Annotated in this window: 25 protein-coding genes, 1 pseudogene and 1 riboswitch; of the genes and pseudogenes, 16 read left to right on the plus strand and 10 right to left on the minus strand. The window is 51.4% G+C overall.

Annotated features, from left to right (window positions below; translation table 11 throughout):
* The first annotated feature begins 62 nt into the window (after positions 1–62).
* Positions 63–202, plus strand: a riboswitch (SAM riboswitch).
* A gap of 98 nt (positions 203–300) precedes the next feature.
* From M2108_RS17745 to M2108_RS17755, 3 genes are read left to right on the plus strand one after another with little or no spacing between them, the layout of a single operon-like run.
* Complete coding sequence (locus M2108_RS17745) at positions 301–1,317, plus strand: methionine ABC transporter ATP-binding protein (protein ID WP_277470676.1); 1,017 nt, start codon at positions 301–303, stop codon at positions 1,315–1,317.
* Positions 1,317–1,985 (plus strand): methionine ABC transporter permease, encoded by a 669-nt coding sequence (locus tag M2108_RS17750; RefSeq protein WP_068726507.1) that lies wholly within the window; start codon positions 1,317–1,319, stop codon positions 1,983–1,985. The genes M2108_RS17745 and M2108_RS17750 overlap by 1 nt, the downstream gene beginning before the upstream one ends.
* 53 nt (positions 1,986–2,038) lie before the next feature.
* Positions 2,039–2,917, plus strand: coding sequence for a MetQ/NlpA family ABC transporter substrate-binding protein (locus tag M2108_RS17755; RefSeq protein WP_277470675.1), 879 nt, complete (start codon positions 2,039–2,041; stop codon positions 2,915–2,917).
* Positions 2,918–3,101: 184 nt separating this feature from the next.
* Here the strand turns inward: M2108_RS17755 and M2108_RS17760 are convergent, their stop codons facing one another.
* Complete coding sequence (locus M2108_RS17760; RefSeq protein WP_277470674.1) at positions 3,102–3,350, minus strand: NifU family protein; 249 nt, start codon at positions 3,348–3,350, stop codon at positions 3,102–3,104.
* A gap of 82 nt (positions 3,351–3,432) precedes the next feature.
* Here M2108_RS17760 and M2108_RS17765 point away from each other — a divergent pair, with 82 nt between their 5' ends.
* Complete coding sequence (locus tag M2108_RS17765; protein WP_068726503.1) at positions 3,433–3,687, plus strand: YuzB family protein; 255 nt, start codon at positions 3,433–3,435, stop codon at positions 3,685–3,687.
* Positions 3,688–3,704: 17 nt separating this feature from the next.
* Here M2108_RS17765 and M2108_RS17770 read toward each other — a convergent pair whose 3' ends face one another.
* Positions 3,705–4,766, minus strand: a complete 1,062-nt coding sequence (locus tag M2108_RS17770) for an NAD(P)/FAD-dependent oxidoreductase (protein ID WP_277470673.1) — start codon at positions 4,764–4,766, stop codon at positions 3,705–3,707.
* Between the two features lie 29 nt (positions 4,767–4,795).
* On the minus strand, positions 4,796–5,902 hold the full coding sequence (mqnE, locus tag M2108_RS17775) for an aminofutalosine synthase MqnE (protein ID WP_068726499.1): 1,107 nt from the start codon (positions 5,900–5,902) through the stop codon (positions 4,796–4,798).
* A gap of 267 nt (positions 5,903–6,169) precedes the next feature.
* On the opposite strand from mqnE, the gene M2108_RS17780 reads away from it, so the two are divergent.
* The 3 genes from M2108_RS17780 to M2108_RS17790 all read left to right on the plus strand — a co-directional run bounded on the left by M2108_RS17780 (position 6,170) and on the right by M2108_RS17790 (position 8,000).
* The gene (locus M2108_RS17780) at positions 6,170–6,529 is read left to right on the plus strand and encodes a HesB/IscA family protein (RefSeq protein ID WP_277470672.1); all 360 of its coding nucleotides are present in this window, start codon (positions 6,170–6,172) and stop codon (positions 6,527–6,529) included.
* Positions 6,530–6,648: 119 nt separating this feature from the next.
* Entirely contained in the window at positions 6,649–7,254 is a 606-nt protein-coding gene (locus tag M2108_RS17785; protein WP_277470671.1) for a hypothetical protein, read from the plus strand.
* Positions 7,255–7,550: 296 nt separating this feature from the next.
* Positions 7,551–8,000: a hypothetical protein gene (locus tag M2108_RS17790; RefSeq protein WP_277470670.1), complete on the plus strand. Its 450-nt coding sequence runs from the start codon at positions 7,551–7,553 to the stop codon at positions 7,998–8,000.
* 44 nt (positions 8,001–8,044) lie between these two features.
* On the opposite strand, the gene M2108_RS17795 is transcribed toward M2108_RS17790, so the two are convergent.
* The 3 genes and pseudogenes from M2108_RS17795 to M2108_RS17805 all read right to left on the minus strand — a co-directional run bounded on the left by M2108_RS17795 (position 8,045) and on the right by M2108_RS17805 (position 9,040).
* A complete protein-coding gene (locus tag M2108_RS17795) occupies positions 8,045–8,470 on the minus strand; it encodes a Gfo/Idh/MocA family protein (protein WP_277470669.1) in 426 nt (141 codons plus the stop codon).
* Between the two features lie 32 nt (positions 8,471–8,502).
* Positions 8,503–8,775: pseudogene (locus tag M2108_RS31440) on the minus strand (Gfo/Idh/MocA family oxidoreductase); the annotation flags it as partial.
* Between the two features lie 52 nt (positions 8,776–8,827).
* A complete protein-coding gene (locus M2108_RS17805; RefSeq protein WP_341833408.1) occupies positions 8,828–9,040 on the minus strand; it encodes a hypothetical protein in 213 nt (70 codons plus the stop codon).
* A 295-nt stretch (positions 9,041–9,335) separates the two neighbouring features.
* On the opposite strand from M2108_RS17805, the gene M2108_RS17810 reads away from it, so the two are divergent.
* Both M2108_RS17810 and sda read left to right on the plus strand, forming a co-directional pair.
* The gene (locus tag M2108_RS17810; protein WP_277470668.1) at positions 9,336–9,998 is read left to right on the plus strand and encodes a YheC/YheD family protein; all 663 of its coding nucleotides are present in this window, start codon (positions 9,336–9,338) and stop codon (positions 9,996–9,998) included.
* A gap of 326 nt (positions 9,999–10,324) precedes the next feature.
* Positions 10,325–10,468, plus strand: coding sequence for a sporulation histidine kinase inhibitor Sda (gene sda, locus M2108_RS17815; RefSeq protein ID WP_076112513.1), 144 nt, complete (start codon positions 10,325–10,327; stop codon positions 10,466–10,468).
* Positions 10,469–10,603: 135 nt separating this feature from the next.
* On the opposite strand, the gene M2108_RS17820 is transcribed toward sda, so the two are convergent.
* Positions 10,604–11,578, minus strand: coding sequence for an NAD(P)/FAD-dependent oxidoreductase (locus M2108_RS17820; protein WP_481856925.1), 975 nt, complete (start codon positions 11,576–11,578; stop codon positions 10,604–10,606).
* A 327-nt stretch (positions 11,579–11,905) separates the two neighbouring features.
* Between M2108_RS17820 and M2108_RS17825 the strand changes: the two genes are divergently transcribed.
* Both M2108_RS17825 and M2108_RS17830 read left to right on the plus strand, forming a co-directional pair.
* Positions 11,906–13,099, plus strand: a complete 1,194-nt coding sequence (locus M2108_RS17825; RefSeq protein WP_277470666.1) for an NAD(P)/FAD-dependent oxidoreductase — start codon at positions 11,906–11,908, stop codon at positions 13,097–13,099.
* Position 13,100: 1 nt separating this feature from the next.
* Entirely contained in the window at positions 13,101–13,352 is a 252-nt protein-coding gene (locus M2108_RS17830) for a hypothetical protein (RefSeq protein ID WP_277470665.1), read from the plus strand.
* A gap of 525 nt (positions 13,353–13,877) precedes the next feature.
* Here M2108_RS17830 and hemQ read toward each other — a convergent pair.
* Positions 13,878–14,636 (minus strand): hydrogen peroxide-dependent heme synthase, encoded by a 759-nt coding sequence (hemQ, locus tag M2108_RS17835; RefSeq protein WP_277470664.1) that lies wholly within the window; start codon positions 14,634–14,636, stop codon positions 13,878–13,880.
* 444 nt (positions 14,637–15,080) lie between these two features.
* Here hemQ and M2108_RS17840 point away from each other — a divergent pair, with 444 nt between their 5' ends.
* The 3 genes from M2108_RS17840 (at position 15,081) to dnaI (ending at position 18,152) form a co-directional block, all read left to right on the plus strand.
* Positions 15,081–15,377: a YuiB family protein gene (locus M2108_RS17840; protein WP_068726482.1), complete on the plus strand. Its 297-nt coding sequence runs from the start codon at positions 15,081–15,083 to the stop codon at positions 15,375–15,377.
* A gap of 252 nt (positions 15,378–15,629) precedes the next feature.
* Complete coding sequence (locus tag M2108_RS17845; RefSeq protein ID WP_277470663.1) at positions 15,630–17,177, plus strand: replication initiation and membrane attachment family protein; 1,548 nt, start codon at positions 15,630–15,632, stop codon at positions 17,175–17,177.
* A gap of 18 nt (positions 17,178–17,195) precedes the next feature.
* Entirely contained in the window at positions 17,196–18,152 is a 957-nt protein-coding gene (dnaI, locus tag M2108_RS17850) for a primosomal protein DnaI (protein WP_277470662.1), read from the plus strand.
* A gap of 70 nt (positions 18,153–18,222) precedes the next feature.
* Here dnaI and M2108_RS17855 read toward each other — a convergent pair whose 3' ends face one another.
* A complete protein-coding gene (locus M2108_RS17855) occupies positions 18,223–18,381 on the minus strand; it encodes a YqzM family protein (RefSeq protein WP_090720315.1) in 159 nt (52 codons plus the stop codon).
* Positions 18,382–18,728: 347 nt separating this feature from the next.
* Here M2108_RS17855 and trxA point away from each other — a divergent pair, with 347 nt between their 5' ends.
* Positions 18,729–19,046, plus strand: a complete 318-nt coding sequence (gene trxA, locus M2108_RS17860) for a thioredoxin (RefSeq protein WP_039876829.1) — start codon at positions 18,729–18,731, stop codon at positions 19,044–19,046.
* A 147-nt stretch (positions 19,047–19,193) separates the two neighbouring features.
* A complete protein-coding gene (gene uvrC, locus M2108_RS17865) occupies positions 19,194–21,266 on the plus strand; it encodes an excinuclease ABC subunit UvrC (protein WP_277470661.1) in 2,073 nt (690 codons plus the stop codon).
* 452 nt (positions 21,267–21,718) lie between these two features.
* On the opposite strand, the gene M2108_RS17870 is transcribed toward uvrC, so the two are convergent.
* Positions 21,719–23,446 carry a CPBP family intramembrane glutamic endopeptidase gene (locus tag M2108_RS17870; RefSeq protein WP_277470659.1) on the minus strand — a complete coding sequence of 576 codons (1,728 nt, stop codon included), beginning with the start codon at positions 23,444–23,446 and terminating at the stop codon, positions 21,719–21,721.
* Between the last annotated feature and the right edge of the window lie 25 nt (positions 23,447–23,471).

Raw genomic sequence — 23,471 nt, forward strand, 5'->3', positions numbered from 1 at the left:
AAACTCACTATACTTAGGCTTGCATTATATTCTTACATTCTGCGACAGCTAGCTTCATATTTTTCTTATCGAGAGCGGCGGAGGGATAGGCCCGATGAAGCCCGGCAACCGGTTTGTGTTCAGCATTTAATCTGTGCTGCATGCAAATGTCATGGTGCTAATTCCTACAATGCGGCAAGCTCCGGGCATTGGCAGATGAGAAGGCATTGTAAATATACGCACAGGGCCTCTTACGATCTGCAATGATCGAAAGAGGCTTTTTTTGATTTTGGCATCAGAATAAAGGGGGAACGACGGAAATTGATAGAGCTGAAAGAGTTGACCAAGGTGTACGGAAAGGGCAGCAAGGCTGCTACAGCGCTCTCGGGCTTGAATCTGTCCATTAAGAAGGGCGAAATCTTTGGTGTAATCGGACACTCCGGCGCCGGAAAAAGCACGCTGATCCGCTGCATCAACCTGCTGGAGCGCCCGACTACCGGCGAGGTTTGGGTGGACGGTGTCGAATTGACTGCGCTCAGCAAGGGGCAGTTGCAGGAAAAGCGGCGCAAAATCGGAATGATCTTTCAGCACTTCAATTTGCTGTCCTCCGCCACGGTATATGATAATATCGCCTTCCCGCTGCGGCTGGCCGGAACTGCGAAGGCAGGGATTGAGCAGAAGGTCAAAGAGCTGCTGGTACTGGTCGGTCTGGAGAACCATGCGAACAAATATCCGGCCCAGCTCTCCGGCGGACAGAAGCAGCGTGTGGGGGTAGCCCGGGCGCTGGCCAGCGACCCCGATGTGTTGCTCTGCGACGAAGCGACCTCGGCGCTTGACCCGCAGACAACCGATTCGATCCTGAGGCTGCTGCTCGATATTAACCGGAAGTTCCATCTGACCATTGTGCTGATTACCCACGAAATGCATGTCATTCAGAGCATCTGCGACCGGGTGGCGGTTATTCACGGCGGCGGGATTGTGGAGCAGGGGAAAGTGGCCGAGGTATTCCTGAAGCCCAAGCATGAGGTGACCAAGGACTTTATCCGCAGTGAAACCCAGCAGGACGGCCCGTTGCGGGCGGCACTGGAGGCGGGAAGCAGGGATAATGCCCAAGCGGTCAAGATTACGTTTCTGGGACAAAAAACATACGAATCCACCTTATCCGATGTGGTTCGCAGTACGGGCGTCAGCTTTGCCATTCTACAGGGGACAATCTCGACGATCAAAGATGTGCCCTACGGCCAGCTGATTGTGCGGTTTGAGGGAGAGCCCGGCGCTATTAACGCCACGCTTACCGAACTGGCGGCGCAAGGACTTGATGTGGAGGTGATTTCGTAATGGGCGGTCTCAATTTTAATGATATTAACTGGCAGGAAATGGTGGAGGCGTCGGGTGCTACACTAAAAATGTTGGCTTATTCCGGAATTTTCACAATTATTCTTGGTTTACCACTCGGAATTGTGTTATATTTATGGGGGAGATCAAATAACAGTATTATCAGAGTAGTTTACTCGGTATTATCGTTGGTTGTTAATATCCTGCGCTCTGTCCCGTTCCTGATTCTGATGGTAGCCCTGATTCCGCTGAGCAAGACGATTATGGGGACTTCGATTGGTGTACTCGGAACAATTCCGGCGCTGGTTATCGGTGCAGCCCCATTTTTTGCCAGACTGGTGGAGACATCGCTGCGCGAGGTTGACCGCGGGGTGATTGAAGCGGCGCAGGGCATGGGGGCATCAACAGGCCAGATTGTCATGCGGGTGCTTTTGCCGGAAGCCCGTCCGGGTCTTTTGGCCGGAGTAACGATTACGCTTGTAACCCTCGTCTCTTATACAGCAATGTCAGGGATGATCGGCGGCGGAGGTCTTGGCGACCTTGCTATCCGATACGGTTATTACCGTTATGAGAAAGAAGTTATGATTATCTCTGTAGTGCTGATGGTAATACTAGTTCAGCTGCTGCAGATGGCCGGCGACAGGCTGGTTCAATATTTCACCCGGAAATAAGGTACTACCAAATATAGCCTTATTCATAAACACATTTAGAGGGGGATTTACAGATGAAAAAAGTACTACTGACGCTATTCAGCCTGACCTTGGTAATGGTACTGGCTGCTTGCGGCAACAATAACACCGCCAATAACGCTGCGAACTCTGCAGCAACTAACGCTCCGGCAGCTGATGCTTCCGCTGAGCCGACTACAGAGCCTGCCGCTGATCCGGTAACACTTGTTGTGGGTGCTTCTCCTGTACCGCATGCCGAAATTCTGAACGCCATCGCTCCGCTGCTTGAGGCACAAGGCATCAAGCTGGAGGTTAAGGAATTCACTGACTACATCCTGCCTAACACACAGCTGGCTGAGAAAGCACTTGATGCGAACTTCTTCCAGCACAAGCCTTACCTGGATGACCAGAACACCAAGAACGGAACAGATCTGGTATCTGTAACTGCTGTTCACGTTGAGCCGTTTGGCGCTTACTCCAAGAAGATCAAATCGGTCGACGAACTGGCTGATGGTGCAAAAGTGGCAATTCCTAACGATGCAACCAACGGCGGACGCGCGCTGATCCTGCTGGCCAAGAACGGCCTGATCACACTGAAGGATGACACTAACATCACTACAACCAAAGCAGACATCACCGAAAACCCTAAGAACCTGGAAATCATCGAACTGGATGCAGCTATGCTGCCGCGCCAGCTGGACGAAGTTGACCTGGCTCTGATCAACACCAACTTTGCGCTTGAAGCCGGCCTGGTTCCAACCAAGGATGCCCTGTTCATCGAAGGTGCTGATTCCCCTTACGCCAACCTGCTGGTTGCCCGTCCTGACAACAAGGATTCCGATGCAATCCAGAAGCTGGCTGCTGCCCTGAACTCTGCAGAAGCTAAGGCATTCATCGAAGAGAAATACCAAGGTTCAATTATCCCTGCATTTTAAGCTGCTGAATCACGCGGCTTCTGAATGAACAAGAGGCTGTTCCGGACAGGTCATCTGATGACCTGCGGGACAGCCTTTTTTGTACTTTGCCAGGAGTATGCGGGTTGTGGCTCGGGATGAAATCCTCTATAATAGAAAAAATCCCGCCCCCCTATTCAGGGAGACGGGACGGTATAGAACGGGATTAGAATACTTGGATAACTTCTTCCACGCCTTCTACTTCTTCAATCAGGGCGCGTTCGATCCCGGCTTTCAGCGTGATAGTGGAGCTCGGGCAGCTGCCGCAGGCACCCATAAGCTTCAGCTTGACGATGCCGTCTTCAACGTCGATCAATTCCACGTCGCCGCCATCGCGCTGCAGAAACGGACGAAGTTTATCGAGCACTTCCAGAACCTCATCATACATGGTGGTGCTTTGTACATTCTCACTCATTTCTCAATCACTCCTTTCGTAAGCTTATTATAGTACAAAAAGTTAAAAAATAAAATGGTTAGCACAGAATAAGGAGAACAACATGAGGCCAATTATTGAATTTTGTGCCAGTAATATCGGGCACGGCACAGGTCCGCTTATGAACAAGCTGGAACAGAATCCCGAATATGACGTTGTTGAATACGGCTGTCTGAATAACTGCGGAGAATGCTATCTCAGACCGTTCGCCATGGTTGACGGTGAGATCATTGAAGCCGATTCCCCGGAGGAGCTGGAGCAGGCCATTGAGGCTGCCATCAAGGAACAGGAGGCCTGGGACAGCCTCGAAATCGACTAAGCGGCCTGGCAGTCAGCTTAGCCGAAGTGCCGCTTGGACATCCAGAGCACACCGCTCTTGAGCAGGCGGGGAACCCGTCCCATTACAGAGCGGCGGCCCATCAGGCCGAACCCGGCATTCTTGCCCAGCGAGCCCAGTGTTCCCTTCAGCTTAATGGCTTGCAGTCTGGGGGTATCCCCCCGCCAGAGTGAACGGAGCACGTCTGCCACCTGTTCTCCCTGCGCGCCTGCAGCCTGTGCGCTCGGTGCAAATGGCAGGCTGGCGCAGTCACCGATCACGTATACCTCAGGATAATCAGCCAGGTTGGAGTACGGGCCGACAATAAGCCGTCCGCTGCGGTCTTTAGGCAGCTCCAGCTGCTGCACCACCTTGACCGGCTGGATGCCTGCAGTCCATACCGTTACATCCGCTGCAATCGCCTGGGTGCCGTTAAAGACGGCATCCTTTTCGACGTGGGACACCGAGATCTGCCCCAGCGTCTTAACCTGGTGCTCGCTGAACCATTCCTCTACATACCGGGACAGCTTGGCCGGAAAAGCGGACAGAACACGCTCCCCGCGGTCCAGAATGCTGATGTTCAGATCCGGACGGCTCTCGCGTAGCTCTGCAGCGATTTCAACCCCGCTCAGTCCTCCGCCCACGATACTGACTGTTCCGTAAGGCTTGATATCATTCAGGCGGCGGTAGGTTTCACGGGTGGCGGAGAAGCTCTGGATGCTGCAGGTATACTCCTCTGCTCCCGGGATACCATGGTAATTATCCGTGCACCCGAGGGCAATTGCCAGAATATCATAGGGAAGCGGCTCTCCTGATTCCAGGAAGACCAGCCGGTTGTCCAGATCAATCGAGCTGACCTCCCCGTAGCGTACAGTCAGGCGCGGATGAACCGGGAATTGGACTCGCAGATGATAGTCGTTCACAGTACCTGCGGCAAGCGCATAATATTCGGTCTTGATTCCCTGATAAGGCATCCGGTCAATCAAAACAATCTCCACATCGTGGGGCAGATGGTGGCCCAGCAATTCCTGGATCAGGGCAAGGCCGCCGTAGCCGCCGCCAAGGACAAGTAGTGTTCTCATGGGACCAGTCTTCCTTTCACATATGGCTACTATTCGTACACTTTAATTTCGTTGTAGAAGGTATCCCGTTCAACCGGAATACGGCCCGCGCCTTTGACCAGCCAGATCAGCTCTTCACGGGTCATACCCTCCGGCGTCAATGCTCCGGCGGCGTGGCTGATCCGCTCCTTCAGGATCGTTCCGTGCACATCGGATGCGCCGAAGCTCATGGCAACCTGGGTCAGCTGCACACCTATATTAATGAAGTAAGCCTTGATATGGTCAAAATTATCGAGCATCAGCCGGCTGACTGCAATGGTCTTGAGATCCTCGTAAGCAGAGTTGCGGCGCATAATACCGGCATTGCGGTTCTTCGGCTGCATGGACAGCGGAATGAACACCATGAAGCCGTTCGTTTCGTCCTGCAGCTCGCGGATCTGCAGCATATGGCGGATGCGGTCCTCCCGGGATTCAATCGAGCCGTACAGCATCGTAGTGTGTGTTCTCATGCCCATTTTGTGGGCGGTCCGGTGAACCTCCAGATATTCTTCAACATTCGCTTTATCGACCCGCATTTTTTTGCGGTATTGGTCAGACAGGATTTCCGCTCCCCCGCCGGTCAGCGACTTTAGCCCTGCCGCGCGCAGCTGTTCCAGCACCTCGCGGATGCTGAGTCCGCTGATGCGGGTGAAGAAATCAATCTCTGCTGCTGTATAAGCCTTGAGCGTTACCTCAGGGAACCGTTCGTTCAGCGCTTTGAGTGAATCAACGTAATACTGGAAGGGCACCTTATCATTATGGCCGCCGACAATGTGGAATTCGCGGACGCCCGGATGAATATGCTGTTCGACATATTGCACCATTTCCGGACCGGACAGGGTGTAGGCCCCTTCTTCGCCGTCGTCTTTGCGGAAATTGCAGAATGCGCAACGGGATTCGCAGACATTGGTGAAATACAGGCTCATATTTTCGATAAAATAAACCTTTTTCCCGTTTTTACGCAGATTAACCTCATTGGCGAGTTGACCGATCGTGAGCAAATCATCGCTTTCATATAAATAAACGCCATCTTCCAGATTTAACCGTTCTCCGCCGCGAACCTTCTCAATAATATGCGCCATTCTGGCATCGGTGTGTGGGGTTATAAGTGTAGACATATGAATTCCTCCTGAAGGTTAGACTTTCTGAACCGGCGGTTCATGAACATAAATAAAGAGGCAACCAGCCTCCGTGACAAATTTCCGAATTTTACAGATCATCGCTTAACCTATTATAAACCTCTCTCCAAAGGTGAGCAACCGCGGCGGCAGCAGTATAGTTATGACTTGAGCGAAGGGGCGGAGTGGAGTATACTGAATTTTATATAGAGTATAACTTTTAGCCGGAAGGCTTGTGACATCATATATCTTTTAGGAGGCTAGACCATGATCACAATCAGTGAAACAGCTGCAGGGCAGCTGAAGGTAATGCTGGCAGAACAGGAAGTACCGAATATGTTTCTCCGTCTTGGCGTAACAGCTGGCGGCTGCAGCGGATTTTCTTACGCAATGGGCTTTGACGATAACGAGACCGAGCAGGATGTCTACATGGATGTTGAAGGGCTCAAGGTAGTAGTCAGCAAGGACGATATCCGTTATCTGAACGGACTCGAGATCGATTTCGAAGAATCCGGCATGACGGGCGGGTTCACGATTCATAATCCGAACGCGAGTGTTACCTGCGGCTGCGGTTCATCGTTCCGTACGAAGGAAGAAGCGGGGAATCCGAGCGCGGAGCCTTGCTAAGCAAGGTATAAGAAGCCGAATAGCTTTAACACAATAATCTACAATCAGAACCTCTTGGAATGTGTACATTGCAGAATACACTTTCAGGAGGTTTTTTATTTTAAGGAGGAGATATAACGATGAGAATGCTGCCCTATGAACGGCCGACTGAGCACTATGATGAACGGATTATTGAATTGGATGAGCAAATATGTTCGTTGATCCGGCAGCGGAAGGAAGCTTCAGACAATAATCCAGGTTTTCCGCCGTTTGAGCGGATTGCTGAGTGGGCCAGACGTTATGGACTCCACGATGCGTTTCTGAAATCCTTGTTTGGCACTATGCTGAACGAGGAGCATTTCCGGCCTATGGTTGAACCTTTAGATTTCAGAAAACATATTCCCGTCCTGAGGTCAGTGGAGCAGAGGGAGCGTTTCTACACGCTGACTTCTATCCGTCAATACAGTAATGCCAGTGTAATTATCCTTAATATAGACTGGGAGGCCCCGGAGCAGACATTCGAGCGTCATGAGATCAGACAGCATTACAGCTACGAGCTGTTTATAGCGGAGGGGTATGACTGCCGGATGATGAACGGCGGTAGCAGATCGGATCACGCCTCCTACAGATTTGTGGTGTCACCGCCGTTGCCTGATGATCTGTCAGGAGTAGTATTCAGGTTTCAAGAAAGCAGTGGCCCGTTTGATAAAATGGAGGCGGGTGAAGAGGTTGTTTTTAAGATATAAGCAAGGCTGAGGATTGCCGGTCTGCGGTTTCCTTGTGCGGCAAAAAGCTGGCTGCAGATTTTAACGGACCGTAGCGGTCTTAATTTCCTGACCATAAGGTATTACACCGGGCTAACGGACCGTATTGCTTTTACTACCGGAAAATGACGCTTATCGGGACCTGTTCTATGTAAATAAAGGCGCTGCAGTCCGTTAGCCTGGCAAAATAGCCATTTTGGCGGAAATAGGATCATCTGGGTCCGTTAGCCGAAATCCGGCGGTTATGCAGCTACTGTACAACTCAGGGAGATGATGAGATGCTGACATTCAGGTACTTTAAGCGAAGCAAGGCCCGTAAGGAGCTGATGGAGCTGCAGAGAGATTTGCTTTTTTATGAGCCTCTCTATCTAGCGGTACATCCATTCCATGAATGGTTCAAAGAAAAATGGGAGCTGTTGCGTGCCAGGAGTAAAATGAAGCTGGAAACTGATTTTGACCTCTACAGAGAAGTGATATTGCATATCCCGCTGCATTTGAAGGTGTTTAAGCAGGTTATTAGGGATTACGGGGATAAGGCAGACACCAGTTATTTTGAAGAAACAATCGAATATATAGAACATTTGCTGGATACAGGCGATGAAAAACATCATTTTATGATTTTATTTGATCAAATGCAGATATTTGAGCGGGCGGAGTTTTATTTATATTTGAAAAAAAGGGAAGCAGAGCTGCAAACCCTATTGGGCATTAAAGGGGATGAAAACTAATGATTATTTAGGGGCGTCAGCGCTCGTAATCGTTCTTTACCAGTTCATCCATAACACGGCTGGTGCGGGTAGCGGTTAGGCCCGTGCTTAGAGCGGTACCGTGTCCAAGAAGCTTGTCGGTAATGGACTGGATCAGCGGCTCCCAGGCTGGAGGCATGTCCATCCGCATCCTTGACCGGGCCGAGCAGGAAATCCAGCAAATCTAGGGCATGGCTGCCCAGGTCCATAAACAGGCCGCCGCCTGAAATGGCTGGATTTAACCGCCAGTAATGCCCGTCTACAGCTTTGAGCGGTTTGGTCATATGCAGAGTGCGGACAAACCGGGGTTCGCCGATTGCACCCGAATTCAGCCACTCCTTAACCTTGCGAAAACGCGGTAGTCCTCTACGGTAATAAGCCACATACAGCGGAACACCGGCCTTCTCGCAGGCAGCCAGCATGGTCTCGCACTCTGAAGTGTCAAGACCCATGGCTTCTCGACATAGACGGGTTTACCGGCCCTTGCCGCAGCCAGTGTGTATTCCTTATGCGTAGAGGGCGGTGTGGCTATATACACGGCGTCGACGCCGGGATGGGCGATCAGCTCAGATGCACTAGAATACCAGCGGGACACGCCGTGCCGCCGTGAATAATCTGCGCATGACAGCAACAAGCTGGGAGCCTTCCGCCTTCTGGAGGCCCGGCAACTAAGGCTGACCTCCTGATACAGGTAATATAAATAAATAGTATATATAGTAGAAAAAGTTTTTGAGCGGATTAACCAGTCTATCTGCACAAGCCATCCGCCGGATTTTTCATAGAGTATATAGTGTTCTCTTAGCAGCAGGTTAAGCGGGGATAATGAATTTGAAGTTGATCATAAATACAATCAGGGCTGCGGCAAAAAGGGAAAAAGCAATACAGCCAGCCCCCAGAATCCGGCGGCGGTCGCGGATAAATCTGATGCCGAGTGCACAGACAAGGATAGTAGTACCTGCCAGAACGACAGACATGCCGACCATTGCGAACCAGTACAATACCTCGAATAATTGAGCCATCATGAAGCCCCCTCTCACATGGTAATAATACAGTTAATTATTAGGGATTTCCAGTGAAAAGGGCAGTCGGAAGCGGATGAATTTCAGATTTTGATACCAGTGAACTAATACTTGGGGCTTGGCCCGTACTGCGAATGTGTTTTTATCAAAGAATAGTACATATGCCACGGACATAAGGCCTGCAGCCATATGCCCTTTTTTGCTGTGAGCGGGCTTTACACGGACAATCATACAGGAGGGCGGCTCCTTTTTTGAGTAATCTATAGGGTAGGCTGGGATTGCGAAAGGAGAGGGGAAAATGGCGGGAAGACAACTGGCCAGCAAGTGGCTGAAAACCGAGGCGCTGCTCAGCGATTCACGGGTTGCCGGTTACATTCCGAGAACGAAAGGATATAACGCTGCCGGACTGTCAGCTATGCTGAAAGCGTATGGGAATGTTGTAATTAAGCCGATTGTAGGCGGCGGGGGGCATGGTGTGATAAAAGTGTTTCGGGACCGCCGGGGCTACGGGTTCACCTACAATCACAGCACCCGGGTATACGGCGATTTCGGATCGATGAAGCTCGCGCTTGACCGGGTGAAGCTGAGACGGCGCTATATGATCCAGCAGGGGATCTCGCTTGCCCGGATTGCCGGACGTCCGATCGACTACCGGGTTAAGGTTGTGAAAAACGGCGATCACTGGGAATTCCGATCCATGGTGGGAAGACTGGCGCGCCCGGGTTTGTTTGTCACCAATCTGTGTAAAGGCGGTACGATGATGAGCTGCCGGCATGGTCTGCGCCTTTCACTTCCAAGAATCAGTACGTCGGCCAAAAAAGCGGAAATGCGCCGGCTGACACATGTCTGCATCGAGCTGCTGGAAAGACATTTTCCGGGCATCGGCGAGCTGGGGTTTGACTATGCAGTTGATCACCGGGGCAAGATCTGGATTCTGGAGGTAAATACAAGACCGAAGTAATTAACATTTTTTTTGGGAATTGACGATAATGATAACTATAGGCTAAAATTGCGTTTAGCTATGTTGTTTATGAGGTAATATGAGGTGGAAAATTCTAATTTCTGTGAACATTTTGGATTTTTTTTACTAGCTGACCGTGTGGAAATCTCCTGTGCATAACTATTATCCCCATATTCCACTGTGTAGGAAATGGCTTTATTATCCTTACTAACAAATTATGCACAGGATTTCCACAGTAGCTTGTGGATATTAGGAACGCTTGTTCGATTTATGATAGTTTGCTATGATAGATTCAGATTCAAACAAAGGAAAGGTAGGTGAACGTTGTGGTTGAATTGTCGGATGAGATGCTGCTCGACTCTTACCAAAGAGCGATAGAGCTACAATTGGAGCATGATTTCATCGCTCTGTTGCTCGCTGAAATTCGCAAACGGAACTTACACTCTCCAGTACATGCGGTTCTACACTAGGACACATTGATTTATTTTCTGCAGCAGCTGCTTTGACTAACCGCAAGCGGCACAAAATAGGGTATCTTTTCAAGTTGAAGTGGAATCAACCTGAAAGGATACCCTTTTATTTGTTATAAAGATTACGGTTATGTGCTAAAGCTTGAGGTTGCTGCTGTGTCCCGGTGAGAGCTTGGCATCCGGATCAAGGTATACCTTGGCATTGTTGACAGCCGTAGGCGCTTCCCCGAATCCGACCGCGATCAGCTTTAGCTTGCCCGGGTAAGTAGTGATATCGCCGGCAGCGAAGATACCTGGAATATTTGTCTCCATGCGCGAGTCTACCACGATGGAATTGCTCTCGATCTTAATGCCCCAATCTGCAATCGGCCCCAGTGAGGATACAAAGCCGAAGTTGACAATTACACTGTCCACTTCAATTTCCTGTGTCTCCTTGGTTTTGATGTGGGACAGGGTCACTTTGGTGATAAATTCTTCCCCGTGCAGCTCGGTAATCTCCGTAGGGGTAATCACATTTACCTTGGAAGCCATCAGCTGCTCCACACTATGCTCATGCGCGCGGAACTTGTCGCGGCGGTGAATCAGCGTAACCTGCTCAGCGATCGGCTCAAGCATAAGGGCCCAGTCTACAGCGGAGTCTCCGCCGCCGCTGATCAGTACCTTCTTGCCCTGGAAAGCATTCAAATCACTCACAAAGTAATGCAGGTTGGCTTTCTCGAACCGGTGTGCTTCAGGAAGCTCCAGACGACGTGGTTCAAAGGCGCCAACACCCGCAGTAATAATAACAGCCTTGCTGTGGTATTCCGCCTTGTCAGTAGTTGTTACGAAGTGGCGCTCGTCCCGCTTCTCAACAGATACAACCTTCTCTTCGAGGCAGATATTGGACTGGAACAGATCCATTTGCCGGGACAGGTTGTCTACCAGCTCCTGTGCGGTGATTTTCGGGAAACCAGCCACATCATAGATATATTTTTCAGGATAGAGAGCGGCGAGCTGCCCCCCCAGCTGGGGCATGCTTTCAATAAGGGTTACCGACGCCTGGCGCATACCGCCGTAGAAGGCGGCAAACATGCCAGCAGGACCGCCGCCTATAATTAACAGGTCGCTCATAGGAACGCCGGATTGCTCTAGTGTCACGTAATATTACACCTCCGAGTGATAGTTTCAAAATGCCATACTTAACTTACCTACTCATTATAAACATTGTGGGACTGCCCTGCAAAGGCTTAAAATGGCCGGATAAGTGTGACTTTTTTTTGTATGATTATATTTGATTAAAACGATACTAAGGTTTACAATGGATATGGTTATTTTAGAAATCCTTTAAGTTTTATTGGAAATTCTCCTGAATTTAAGTGTATAAATTCACAAAAGACACTAAAATATTTTACAAAAAATAACACATAGACAGATTCACCTGTTGGAAGGAGCCGGAACATGAGCAGTATTCCCAAAATTGTCATCCTAGGCGCGGGATATGGAGGTATATTGACCGCCCAGCGGCTACAGAAAGCTTTGAATTACAATGAAGCTGATGTGACGCTGGTGAACCGCCATGAATATCATTATTTCACTACCCATCTGCATATGCCAGCTGCGGGAACGGACAGCATTGAACATACACGCGTATCTATTTCCAAGCTGATAGACGAATTCAAGATCGACCTCGTGAAATCTTCCGTGCAGGAAATCCGCACCCAACAGAAAAAAGTAATTCTTGAAGACGGCACGCTTTCTTATGACTATCTTGTTATTGCCCTCGGCGGCGAGCCGGAGACCTTCGGTATTCCGGGACTTGATAAATACGCGCTGACCATCCGCAGCATTAATTCCGTGCGGCTGATCCGCGAGCATATTGAATATCAGTTTGCCAAATACAAAAATGAAAACAACGCGCAGGAGCATATTAATTTTGTAATAGGCGGAGCGGGCTTCAGCGGCATTGAATTTGTAGCAGAGCTTGCTGACCGTATTCCTGCCCTCTGCAAGGAATATGACGTAGACCCGAGCCTGGTGAATATCTACAACGTAGAAGCTGCCCCTACGGCGCTGCCCGGATTTGCGCCTGAGCTGGTTGAGCATGCGATGTCTGTGCTGACCAAGAAAGGGGTTACCTTCAAAATCGGCGTAGCGATCAAGGAATGCCTGCCGGGCGGTGTCATTCTCGCAACCGGTGAAGAGATCAAAGCCTCCACCATTGTCTGGACCGGCGGTATCCGCGGCAACCGGCTGATTGAAGCCGCAGGGTTTGAAGCGATGCGCGGACGGGTGAAGGTGGACGAATACCTACGCGTTCCGGGGCATGACAATATCTTTATCATCGGAGACGGTTCTCTGATGATTAACCCGGAAGGGCGGCCGTACCCGCCGACAGCACAAATCGCCATGCAGCAGGGCGAATGCTGTGCCCATAATCTGGTGGCAGCGATCCGCAGCCAGCAGCCGAAGAAGTTTGTCTTCAGCAACAAGGGAACTGTAGCCTCGCTCGGCAAAGGCCAGGGTATTGCCGTAGTGGGTGACAAGACATATAAGGGCTGGACGGCAGCACAGCTCAAAAAAGTAGTCGATATGCGCTACCTGTTCATCATCGGCGGCATTCCGCTGGTGCTGAGGAAGGGAAGATTCTTCTAGGATGCGCCACTGCAGTGTACAAGTCCGCGGGCTGTTGACGCGTGAGGAGCTCGACCGCTATAATGCCCTGATTGAGGTAGGCTCCTACCTGGAGGACCAGAGCCGGTACGATCTGGCTTACCCGGTTCAGAAGGAGATAGATCTGCTTATCCAGCCGGCCATTGAACGGCTGAAGGACAAGAGCCGGGCCCGTGACCGGGCTACGGCAGAGTATCTGGAGAGCTTGCACGGAGAGAACGGCGAGGACGAATAACGTTACACGGTAGGGGGAGCCAAGCTGCTAACATGGCTCTCCCTTTACAATAGCCGCCCTTAAGGGGGGGCTTAATTCCTAACAGCAGAGAAAAAGACAACCCGCTATCCTTGACCAGGGCGGTCTTTTTTTGCGGCGGAACGGGTTTTAGAACTGTGAGGCTGAGGCATCTCCCCTTGATAGCTTTTTGAAGAAACGTCCCCTAACGAAGCGAAAGTTGTTTGCGGGATTGGGCTAAGTGTAAAAAGGTCATCTATTTCTTGGGGATACCATATAGAGGATAGGGCTAGTTGGAAAAATGCTACTTAATTTTGCTGTTCTTGCGTCCAAAGATGATTTTGGGCTGAATTAAGTGTCGATATTACAACTAATCATAAGAAATCCTGTGAAATCGAAGAATTAAGTGTCTAAAATCCAATTAGTCGTTGAGGGACATAGTACAGGAGTATTGATGAGGATCAGCCTGCGCCAGCACAAACAAAAGGATGGTCTCCCGCAGGAAACCATCCTTTTGTTTATAATAAATTACAGCTTGAGCATCTCTTCGAACGTCTCCGGTGTCAGCAGGTTGCCGACATAGAACGGGCCGAACTCACCGTAGCGGGCGCTGACCTCGTCAAAGCGCATCTCGTACACCAGCTTCTTGAACTGCAGCGCATCCTCGGCAAAAAGGGTTACGCCCCATTCCCAGTCATCGAAGCCGACGGAGCCGGTGATGATCTGTTTCACTTTGCCGGCATAGCCGCGGCCGATCAGGCCGTGCGAGTGCATCAGCTCCCGGCGTTTATCCATATCGAGCATATACCAGTTATCGGCCAGCTCGCGCTTCTTGTTCATCGGGTAGAAGCAGATATGCTTCGCCTGCGGCAGAACCGGCTTCAGGCGTGCCGCCACATGCGGGTTCTGCATCGGATCACTGCCGTCTCCGGCACTTCCGCCTGCAGCGTAGTTGCTCAGCTCGACGATACTGACGTAAGAATAAGCTTTTGTGGTATATTGGGCGAATGCAATTTTGTTAAACGCGGTTTCAAGGGCGTTCAGCGCTTCCAGGCTTTCCCGCAGAAACATCATCACGAAATCGGCCTTCTGGCCGATAATGGAATATACTGCAGTGCTTCCTTCTTTGGCTTCCTCAACCGGTCCCCATTCCTCCATGAAGGCATGCAGCTCTTCCAGGGCTACTGCGCGCTCCTCGTCATCGGCGGCTGTCCACGCCTTCCAGTCCAGTGAGCGAAAGTCATGCAGGGCATACCAGCCTTCCAGGGTCAAAGCGGCTTCGTTCATGTTCTCACTCCTTAAAAGTTTTACGAAGCATAGGCTCCGTAGAATGTACTTCGTGTAAAACTTGCTTCGAAAGCATACGCTTAGTTTTACGAAGCATAGGCTCCGTAGAATGTACTTCGTGTAAAACTCGCTTCGAAAGCATACGCTTAGTTTTACGAAGCATAGGCTCCGTAGAATGTACTACGCATAAAACTTTCATTGGAATCATTACAGCATTAGTGTTAAATCCGGTTCCAAAGCATACGCTTCTATGTATGATCCGGTTAATCTATATGCATTGTATCGCAAGCAGACGGCCAAGAGCAAACGCTGAGCCGCGGATTTGCCTGAAAGCGGATTCGAATGGCAATAATGTTCATTGCTTCGCTACATTTTTTCTAGTAAACTTACTATTAATCAGGTTTTGGTGTGCGGTTCTTTATAGAGAGAGGGGATGGCGGTACGATGGGGTTTATTCCTGTATTTGTTCTGGCCGTGTTGTTCTTTGTCATGATGTTTGGCATCGGCTTTATCCTTAATATGTTAATGAAGACCACGTGGTTTCCCGCCTACCTGTTCGTAATTGTGATCTTGCCCGTAGTGGTCTATTCTATCTGGGACAGGAACGCCATGACCCTCTGGGAGCATCTGGGCAGCTTCCATATTGTTGATTACCTGACCGGGATTGCCGGGCTCGGCGGCGCAGTGCTCAGCGGCTGGACGATCCAGAAGCTGCGTCTGGGCGGCTATAAGATGTTCTAAGTATCGAGATTATGCTGAAAACGGCTGCTATTCCTGCTAGGGGACGGCGAAGCCGTTTTTTCTATTACTGGATCAGAAAGGGAGCCGGACTTTTTTTCTTATTTTTCGCTACAGTCAGCAAGATTTCAAAAGTTGTCGATTATAGGCTGAAAACCGGGTTATTTGGTTCTTTTTTTACATTTCCGGCCGGGTGTTTTGTGATAGAATAGAAATCTGCATGAATTCGTGTAAAAAAGGGGGAGTTAACCGCAGATGCGCATGAGTAACCTGCATCATTTCACCGAACATCACCGGTACTGCGTTTCCCGCGAATTCGGTCTTAGCCATGTAGATTCACGTATGCTGGGTTCCGTCTATCAGCCGATGGTAGGAGCCTTTGCGATCAGCCTGTACAGGCTGCTGTTTGAGCATATTCCGGCTGAATCGATCGGCTATTCTGCTGTAGAGCAGCAGCGCAGGCTGTTTATGACGCTTGGCGTTGAACCGAACGAGAAAGGCCGTAAATATTTAGTGGACCAGGCTTCCCTGCTTGAGGCGGTAGGCCTGCTTGCAACCTGCCGGATGTATACGCCGGAGAATGATGATTACCTGTATGAATATGAGCTGCTGCCGCCGTTGTCACCGGCTGACTTTTTTGCGACCCAGCACCTGACACTGCTGCTGCGTGACAAAATCGGCAAGTTTGCCGTCCTGTCGCTCCGGGAGCAGTTCTGGAACCGGGAACCGGAGGACTGGAGCCACCGCTTAGCCCATAAAGAGAATATTTCCCTGCCCTTTTATGATATCTTCCAGTTAAATACGCATGTGATCGATTATGAGCTGGAGCAGGCTCTGGCTGAAGTCGCTACGGTGAAGCAGCCGGGCATCAGTCAAAGCAATGAAACGGCTATCGGGTATAGCGACATTATTCTGCGCTTTCCGCGCGAGTCGGTGAACCGGATGCACGTCGAGAAGCTGCGCTTTGACCATACCCAAATGGGTGTTATTAACTATGTGGCCCGCAAATATGATCTGGGACCGCAGGATTTATGCCGTCTGCTGGATGAGGACGGAATGTTCACGCCGGACGGCGAGGTGATTCTGGATACGCTGCAGTACAGGGCAAGCCAGCATTTCCGCCAGGATATGAAGCGCCAGGAGAAGCGGGAGATCGCTGCGGCCAAGGTTGTGTCGCTGCGTGCAGCGGCGTCGGGTGACCATGAAGAACCGGTGATTCCGCAGGAGCAGCCGGTGGAGATGGAATATTACGTTGAGGTCCCTCCGCAGTTCCTGTCCAAATGCGATATTCACCAATATAATATGATGCTGCGCAACGAGCCTTATACACGGCTGCTGCAAACCTTTTTTCCGGGAACGGTTCCGGGCCAGCTGATGGATATATTCGAGAAAATTGATCTGAACTACAAGCTGAGCGGTGAAGTCATCAATGTGCTGATCCATTATCTGATGACAATGGTGGCTTCAGGCGGAGAACAGCGGATGAACCGCAATTTTGTGGAGGCGATTGCCTCCAACATGCTGGTCAAGCAGGTCAATACCTACGAGAAGGCCGTACGGTACATCCGTGACCAGTCCAAGGTCAAAGGCAAGAGCGCTGCCTCCGGCACGGCCGGAGCAGCTTCCGGAACGCGTCAGCGTTCGTATAATAAAGGCGGCGGCCGGGCCGCGAAGCCGGAGATTCCGATTGTGACCGATGACGGAAGCGCCGGTGCCGTATCGGAAGAAGAATTCGCGGCGATGATGAAGAAAGCGGCCGAAATTAAGGCCAGCAAGAAGAAGGGCGCCCTGAGGACGCCGTAAAGAAAGCGAGGTGCAGCAATGGAGTCGATGGGCGAAGTGCTGCGTTCGATGAACAATCCAGCCCTGCGCCAGCGTTCCCGCGATCTTCAGCAGAACCTGCTGAATGATCCGCTGGTGAAGCAGCTTCAGACAGAGCACCCGGAGCTGGATGATTCGCGGCTGAAGCTTCACATGAGCCGGCTGTTCCAGTATGTGCGGGAGAGCCGGAACTGCGCGAACTGTCCGGGCCTCGAGCATTGCCCGAATGATTTTCAGGGCCATTACAGCAAGCTTACGGTGGAGAATGTAAACGGCTCGCCGGATTTGTTCGAGCGCAAGACAGCCTGTAACCTGAAGATCGCCCAGGACAGCCAGGACAGCATCCGCAGACGGATCCGCAGCTTTTACGTGGATGAACGCGTGCTGAACGGCGGTTATGATGAGATGGATATTATGGGCAAGGACCCGCGCCGGGCTTCTGCCGTAAATAAAATTTTTGATTATATTACCGGGGTAAAGGAAGACGGTCTGAGTCCGCAGGGAATCTATCTGCACGGCACCTTCGGCACAGGCAAAACCTTTCTGATGTGCTACCTGCTCCACGAGCTGGCGGTTGCCGGGTACAGCGGCGTCATTGTCTATATGCCTGATTTCATTGAGGACCTGAAGTCGATTATGCTGGACGGGCAGAAGCTGAAGGAAACCGTGGACACGCTGAAGAACTGCGATCTGCTGATTTTTGACGATATCGGTGCGGAGAATCTCAACCCGTGGGCGCGTGACCATGTGCTGGGGGCGATTCTGAATTACCGGATGAACCGCAAGCCGACCTTCTATACCTCCAATTATCCGCTGGACGGTTTGGAGAAGCATCTCAGCTTCACCAGCAAGGATGGCGAGGAGCTGTACAAGGGGCAGCGCCTGATGGACCGGATTGCTCCGTTTGTGGACGTGATTCCGCTGCACGGGGAGAATCAGCGCGGCAGAAACCGGTAGGCATTTAACAAATAAACAGCGGTGCAGGGACGGAGAGTCCCTGGCACCGCTGTTTATTGTGCCAGCCTGTTTAATCGAGAAAGACAAACTTGACTATCACCATTCCAAAGAAAACCAGAGTCATGAAGCCGGTCATTCCGAAAAAGCCGGTCATCAAATCACCCAGATCGTTGCGGGGCTCCTCATTAACATGCTCCCGCGGGTCCCGTGCCTTGGCATTGATCTCCATTGTTTCCTCCTCCTTGCCTTGCAAGACTGCACTGCAATAGGTTACAGTAGTACATGTGAGAGAAGTCATTGACAATAAATGCGTTTTCTTAAAGTATACGAACTCTCATGAGCGTTGTAAAGAAGCGATATCTGTTAAATAATTGATTTTATACAATGTAATTGTCTAAAACATTTCCCAAAAGTACTGTATCTATGTTATACTGTGGATGTGTCGGTAAATGGTAATCTGGTTATCATATTACATGAAACATTTTTTCCAGCTAACATTACGGAGTGAATTCGTTTCGGCTAGCGCACGCTATAGAGGCGTATGCAGCTCCGCAAAATTAAAGGAGGAACAATATCATGGCTATCGTAAACGTGTCTGACCAGTCCTTTGTAGGCGAAGTTGAAGGTCAGGGTACTGTAGTAGTAGATTTCTGGGCACCTTGGTGCGGCCCTTGCAAAATGCTTTCCCCGATCCTCGAGGAATTGTCCGCCGAGCTGGGAGACAGCGTAAAAATTGCCAAGCTGAATGTTGACGAGAATCCGGAAACGGCTTCCCGCTTCGGCGTTATGAGCATTCCTACCCTGATCTTCTTCAAAGACGGTCAGCCGGTGGATAAGGTTGTCGGCCTGAACTCCAAGGATTCCCTGAAGAACATCGTAGCTAAACACCAATAATAAGTAGATAACCCTACTGAATAAGATCTGATTACAAGCGCCTTCGGTTTATCCGGGGGCGTTTTGTGTGTTAAAATTACTGTAGTAAGCAGTCCCGCTGACCGGGGAAGCTTCATGAATGTGCAAGTGACAGGTGGGGGAGAAATTATGGATTATAGCGATAATATCCGCAACAAGCTGGCGCTGCTGCCGGATCTGCCCGGGTGCTACCTGATGAAGAATGAAGAGGGCACCATTATTTACGTGGGCAAGGCGAAAGTGCTGAAGAACCGCGTCCGCTCTTATTTTACAGGCAGTCATAACGGCAAGACCCAGCGGTTGGTGGCCAACATTGTTGATTTTGAATATATAGTTACTTCAAGCAATATGGAAGCGCTCATTCTGGAGTGCAATCTGATCAAAAAGCATATGCCGCGTTATAACGTGCTTTTGAAGGATGACAAGACGTTTCCATATTTAAAAATAACGAACGAAGCCCATCCGCGCCTTGAGGTGACCCGCAGGGTGCTTAAAGATAAAGCCAAATATTTCGGGCCGTATCCGAACTCTTATGCCGCCCAGCAGACCAAGAAGCTGCTTGACCGGATGTATCCGCTGCGCAAGTGCGGTGTGATGCCGAAGGAAGTGTGCCTCTATTACCATATGGGCCAGTGTCTCGCCCCGTGCGAAAAGGAAGTGCCAAAGTCGTCTTATGATGAGATTATCCGCGATATTTCGTCTTTCTTAAGCGGCGGGCATGAGGCAGTCAAAAGGGATCTGCAGCAAAAGATGCAGGAGGCGGCAGAGGAGCTGTACTTCGAGCGCGCCAAGGAGCTGCGTGACCAGATCATGCACATCGATGCCCTGATGGAGAAGCAGAAAATCAATACGGCTGATACGAAGGACCGCGATGTGTTCGGTTATGCCGTGGACAAGGGCTGGATGTGTGTGCAGATTCTATATATGCGCCAGGGGAAAATGATCCAGCGGCACTCGTCTGCATTCCCGTTCTACGGGGATGCTTACAGCGACTTCATGTCGTATGTAACGCAGTACTACAGTGAGAATCCGGCGCTGCCGCAGGAAATTCTGCTGCCGGAGCTGGTAAGCGAGGGCACCGAGAAGCCTTCGGCTGCATCCGCAGGAGCTGCAGTAGCCGCCAGCAGGCTGGCGGCGGCTGTAGGCGAGGAGGATGAAGCGTTAGCTGACGGGGCAGAGGCTGTGTCGGCTGCGGAGTATGAAGGCGGACGGGCTCTAGCCGCCTCGGAAACCGGTGAAGCCGGGACTGCGGAGGAGGCTGCTGCGCGCGAAGCTGCGGCGGCTGAGGCTACCGCAGTCGGTATGGTGGACCCGGCCGGCGGGGCGGCTGCCCTGCAGGAATGGCTGGGCCTCAAAGTGCTGGTGCCGCAGCGCGGGCTGAAGAAGCAGATGGTCGGCATGGCCTGCCAGAACAGCCGGGTAGCGCTTGATGAGAAGTTCCGGCTGATCGAGCGGGACGAGGAGCGGACCTCGGGCGCCGCATTCAGCCTCGGCCAGAGCCTGGGGCTGGAATCGCTGAACCGGATTGAAGCGTTCGATAACTCGAACATCCAGGGTGCCAATCCGGTCTCGGCGATGGTCGTGTTCATTGACGGCAAGCCTGCGCGCAAGGAATACCGCAAGTATAAGGTCCGCACCGTACAGGGTCCGGACGACTACGAAACGATGCGCGAGGTTATCCGGCGGCGGTACGAGCGGGTGCTGAAGGAAGACCTGCCTCAGCCGGACCTGATTGTGGTCGACGGCGGCAAAGGGCAGATTTCCTCGGCGATTGATATTCTGCAGAATGAGCTGGGGCTGTACATCCCGGTCTGCGGTCTGGTCAAGGATGACAAGCATAAGACCGCGCAGCTTCTGATCGGCGACTCCGCCGAGCCGGTGCCCTTGGCGCGGGACAGCCAGGAATTCTACCTGCTGCAGCGTATCCAGGATGAGGTTCACCGCTTCGCAATCACATTCCACCGCGAGCAGCGCGGCAAATCAATGGTGACCTCGAAGCTGGATTCGATCCCGGGCATCGGAGAGAAGCGCCGGAAGGCGCTGCTGAAGCATTTCGGCTCGCTGAAGAAGATCAAGGAGGCCTCCATCGAGGACTTCCGCGTACTCTCCATAGGCGAGAAGCTGGCCGGGCAGATCCTGGCTGCGCTTAATGATGAGGAACCGGCCGTAGAGGCTGTTTCGCTCAGCGAGGATGAGCAATAATATGTATTTTCGGGCTGGCCCTACGGGGCCGGCCTTTTATGATCTGCGGCTGGCGGAGGGGCAGAATGCAGGACAGTGCCCTTGATTCAGCCAAATCCCGGCTGAGCGGCAAACTGAAAGGGGAATAAAGGATAATGCAAATTGAGCGGAAATACTTATATATACAAAAAATAATCATATCAGGAGGTTGATTATGGAATACATATTGCTGCTTCCCAACTTTTTGATGGAGGTATTTACGATCGTGGTTGCGCTGGTGATTTATGACCGGTTTTTCAAGAGCAGATAAACGGAGGGTCCTGCAAACAAACAGTATCCCGCAAACAAAGAGTATTCCGCAAACAAAGAGTATTCGGCAAACAAACAGTATCCCGCAAGCAAAGAGTATCCCGCAACCAAAAAAAGGTGCTCCCGGCTGCCGTATATCAGCAGACTGCGGAGCACCTTATTTATTAACGGGAATCTAGCCCTGCGGGCTGGAGCGGCTCGTCAGGACCTTGAGAGTCCTTGCGGCCGGTCCGGTCCGGCGGATTGAACCGGTACACGATATAGCCGACAATGAGCGGCAGGAGGATGGTGACAGTACCGGCGGCTACATTTACACTCTCCCGCATGAAGATCAGGGTCATGCCGATCAGGATGCTGTCAAATACGACGTGGGCGAACATGACGGCGATAAAGCCGTAACGCAGAAAAATATAGCTGAACAGCAGCCCGATGACGGTCAGCTCAATCGGTCTTGAGATAACCGGGTAGATCGGGTACAGGGTATGCCCGAAAGCCCAGATCAGAGTCGTGATCAGGGAGGCGATCAGGGTGTTTTTGACGAGCTTTTTGAGCATCCGGATGCCGAACAGGCGGTAGACCGCTTCCTCGGATAAGCCGGCAAGCCAGGCAACAATCGGCATCAGCAGGGCGTACCTCATATTATAAGGAGACTGGCTGGCATCTGTTGTTGACCAGTTATCCAGGGTGAACGTCAAGATGATAAACATAATGGTCTGCACGCCAAGCAGGATAAGGGCCCAGATATAACCGGCGGACATGCTGTCCAGCACATATTTGCCGTACCCCGGCTCTTTGGCGCGCGGCCACGGGTTCAGCCCTTCCTCCTTGCGCCACAGCCCGTTGCCTCCGACGAGGGAGAAATAGAGCAGCGACGACATCAGCAGGCTGTAAAGGGCATAGATGATAAACATAATTACAGAGGTTACACGGGCCTCTGCGCTGTCAGAAACAGGCTCAGGCAGCATATTGTAGGTGCTGATCATCATGATGGTGAAATGGATCAAGCTTAAAGTGATGCCGCGTACAAAAGAAGTATGACTGCGCCGCAGAATGCTGAAGATCAGCGCCAGCAGGCCGAGTGCCAGCGTCGGCAGGGCATAGCCGAACAGGGTCAGCTTCGTAGCCAGCGATTTCTGGTCCTCCACGTAGGAGTCGTGCCAGGCCGGGGCGGAGAATCCGGCACGGAAATAAGACAGCTCCCCGTCCAGAAAATGAAACTGGTATTGCAGAGCAGCTTCTCCTACTTTGACGGAGCTGTCGGAATAGGCAAGACCGTAACCATCGGAATCTGCTTCAATCTGCAGCCTGGCGGGATTTGCTCCCCATAACTGCAGCCAGGGTCTGGCGAGGGTTTCCTTTTGCTGCAGGCTGAGTCCGCCGTTCACGCTGCTGTCCAGATAGACGCCTTTCGAATTCCCGGGTGCCGGCGGGTCGCCATAGTCCCATCCGTCACTTGCTTGGGCATATCCGCCCAGGGCAAAGGCGGAAACCTCGCCTGTATACATATTGAGGTCAACGGCAAGAACAGGATCGGCTTCACCGTCAGTATAAAGAACCGCATGATAGACGTCGAACGGATACCGCTGATCCAGCTTATTGTCTTTGTAGCTCTGCAAGAGCTTTTCCTGTGACATATAGCCGTAAAAGGAGGAATCGGTCTGGTAGCTTACTGTCCAGTGATCCTGGTCTGTCTCCGGATGGCCGAGCTGCTGTGCTGCGAATGCGGCCGCTTTGTCGCGGGCATCAGTCTTGCTGATCATGGATGCCGATCCCCCGCTGTAAAGCTGGGGTACAACCTGAAACATAAGGAAAACGATAAGACCGATTATACCGGCGAAAATAAGTCTTTTGGTAAGGGGCCGCTGCTGTAAAGGCTGGCCGACGGAATTCATGAAACGCCTCCTTGCATGGATTCAT

It is taken from the genome of Paenibacillus sp. PastM-3 (genome assembly GCF_029893965.1).
Taxonomy (GTDB): Bacteria; Bacillota; Bacilli; order Paenibacillales; family Paenibacillaceae; genus Paenibacillus_AQ.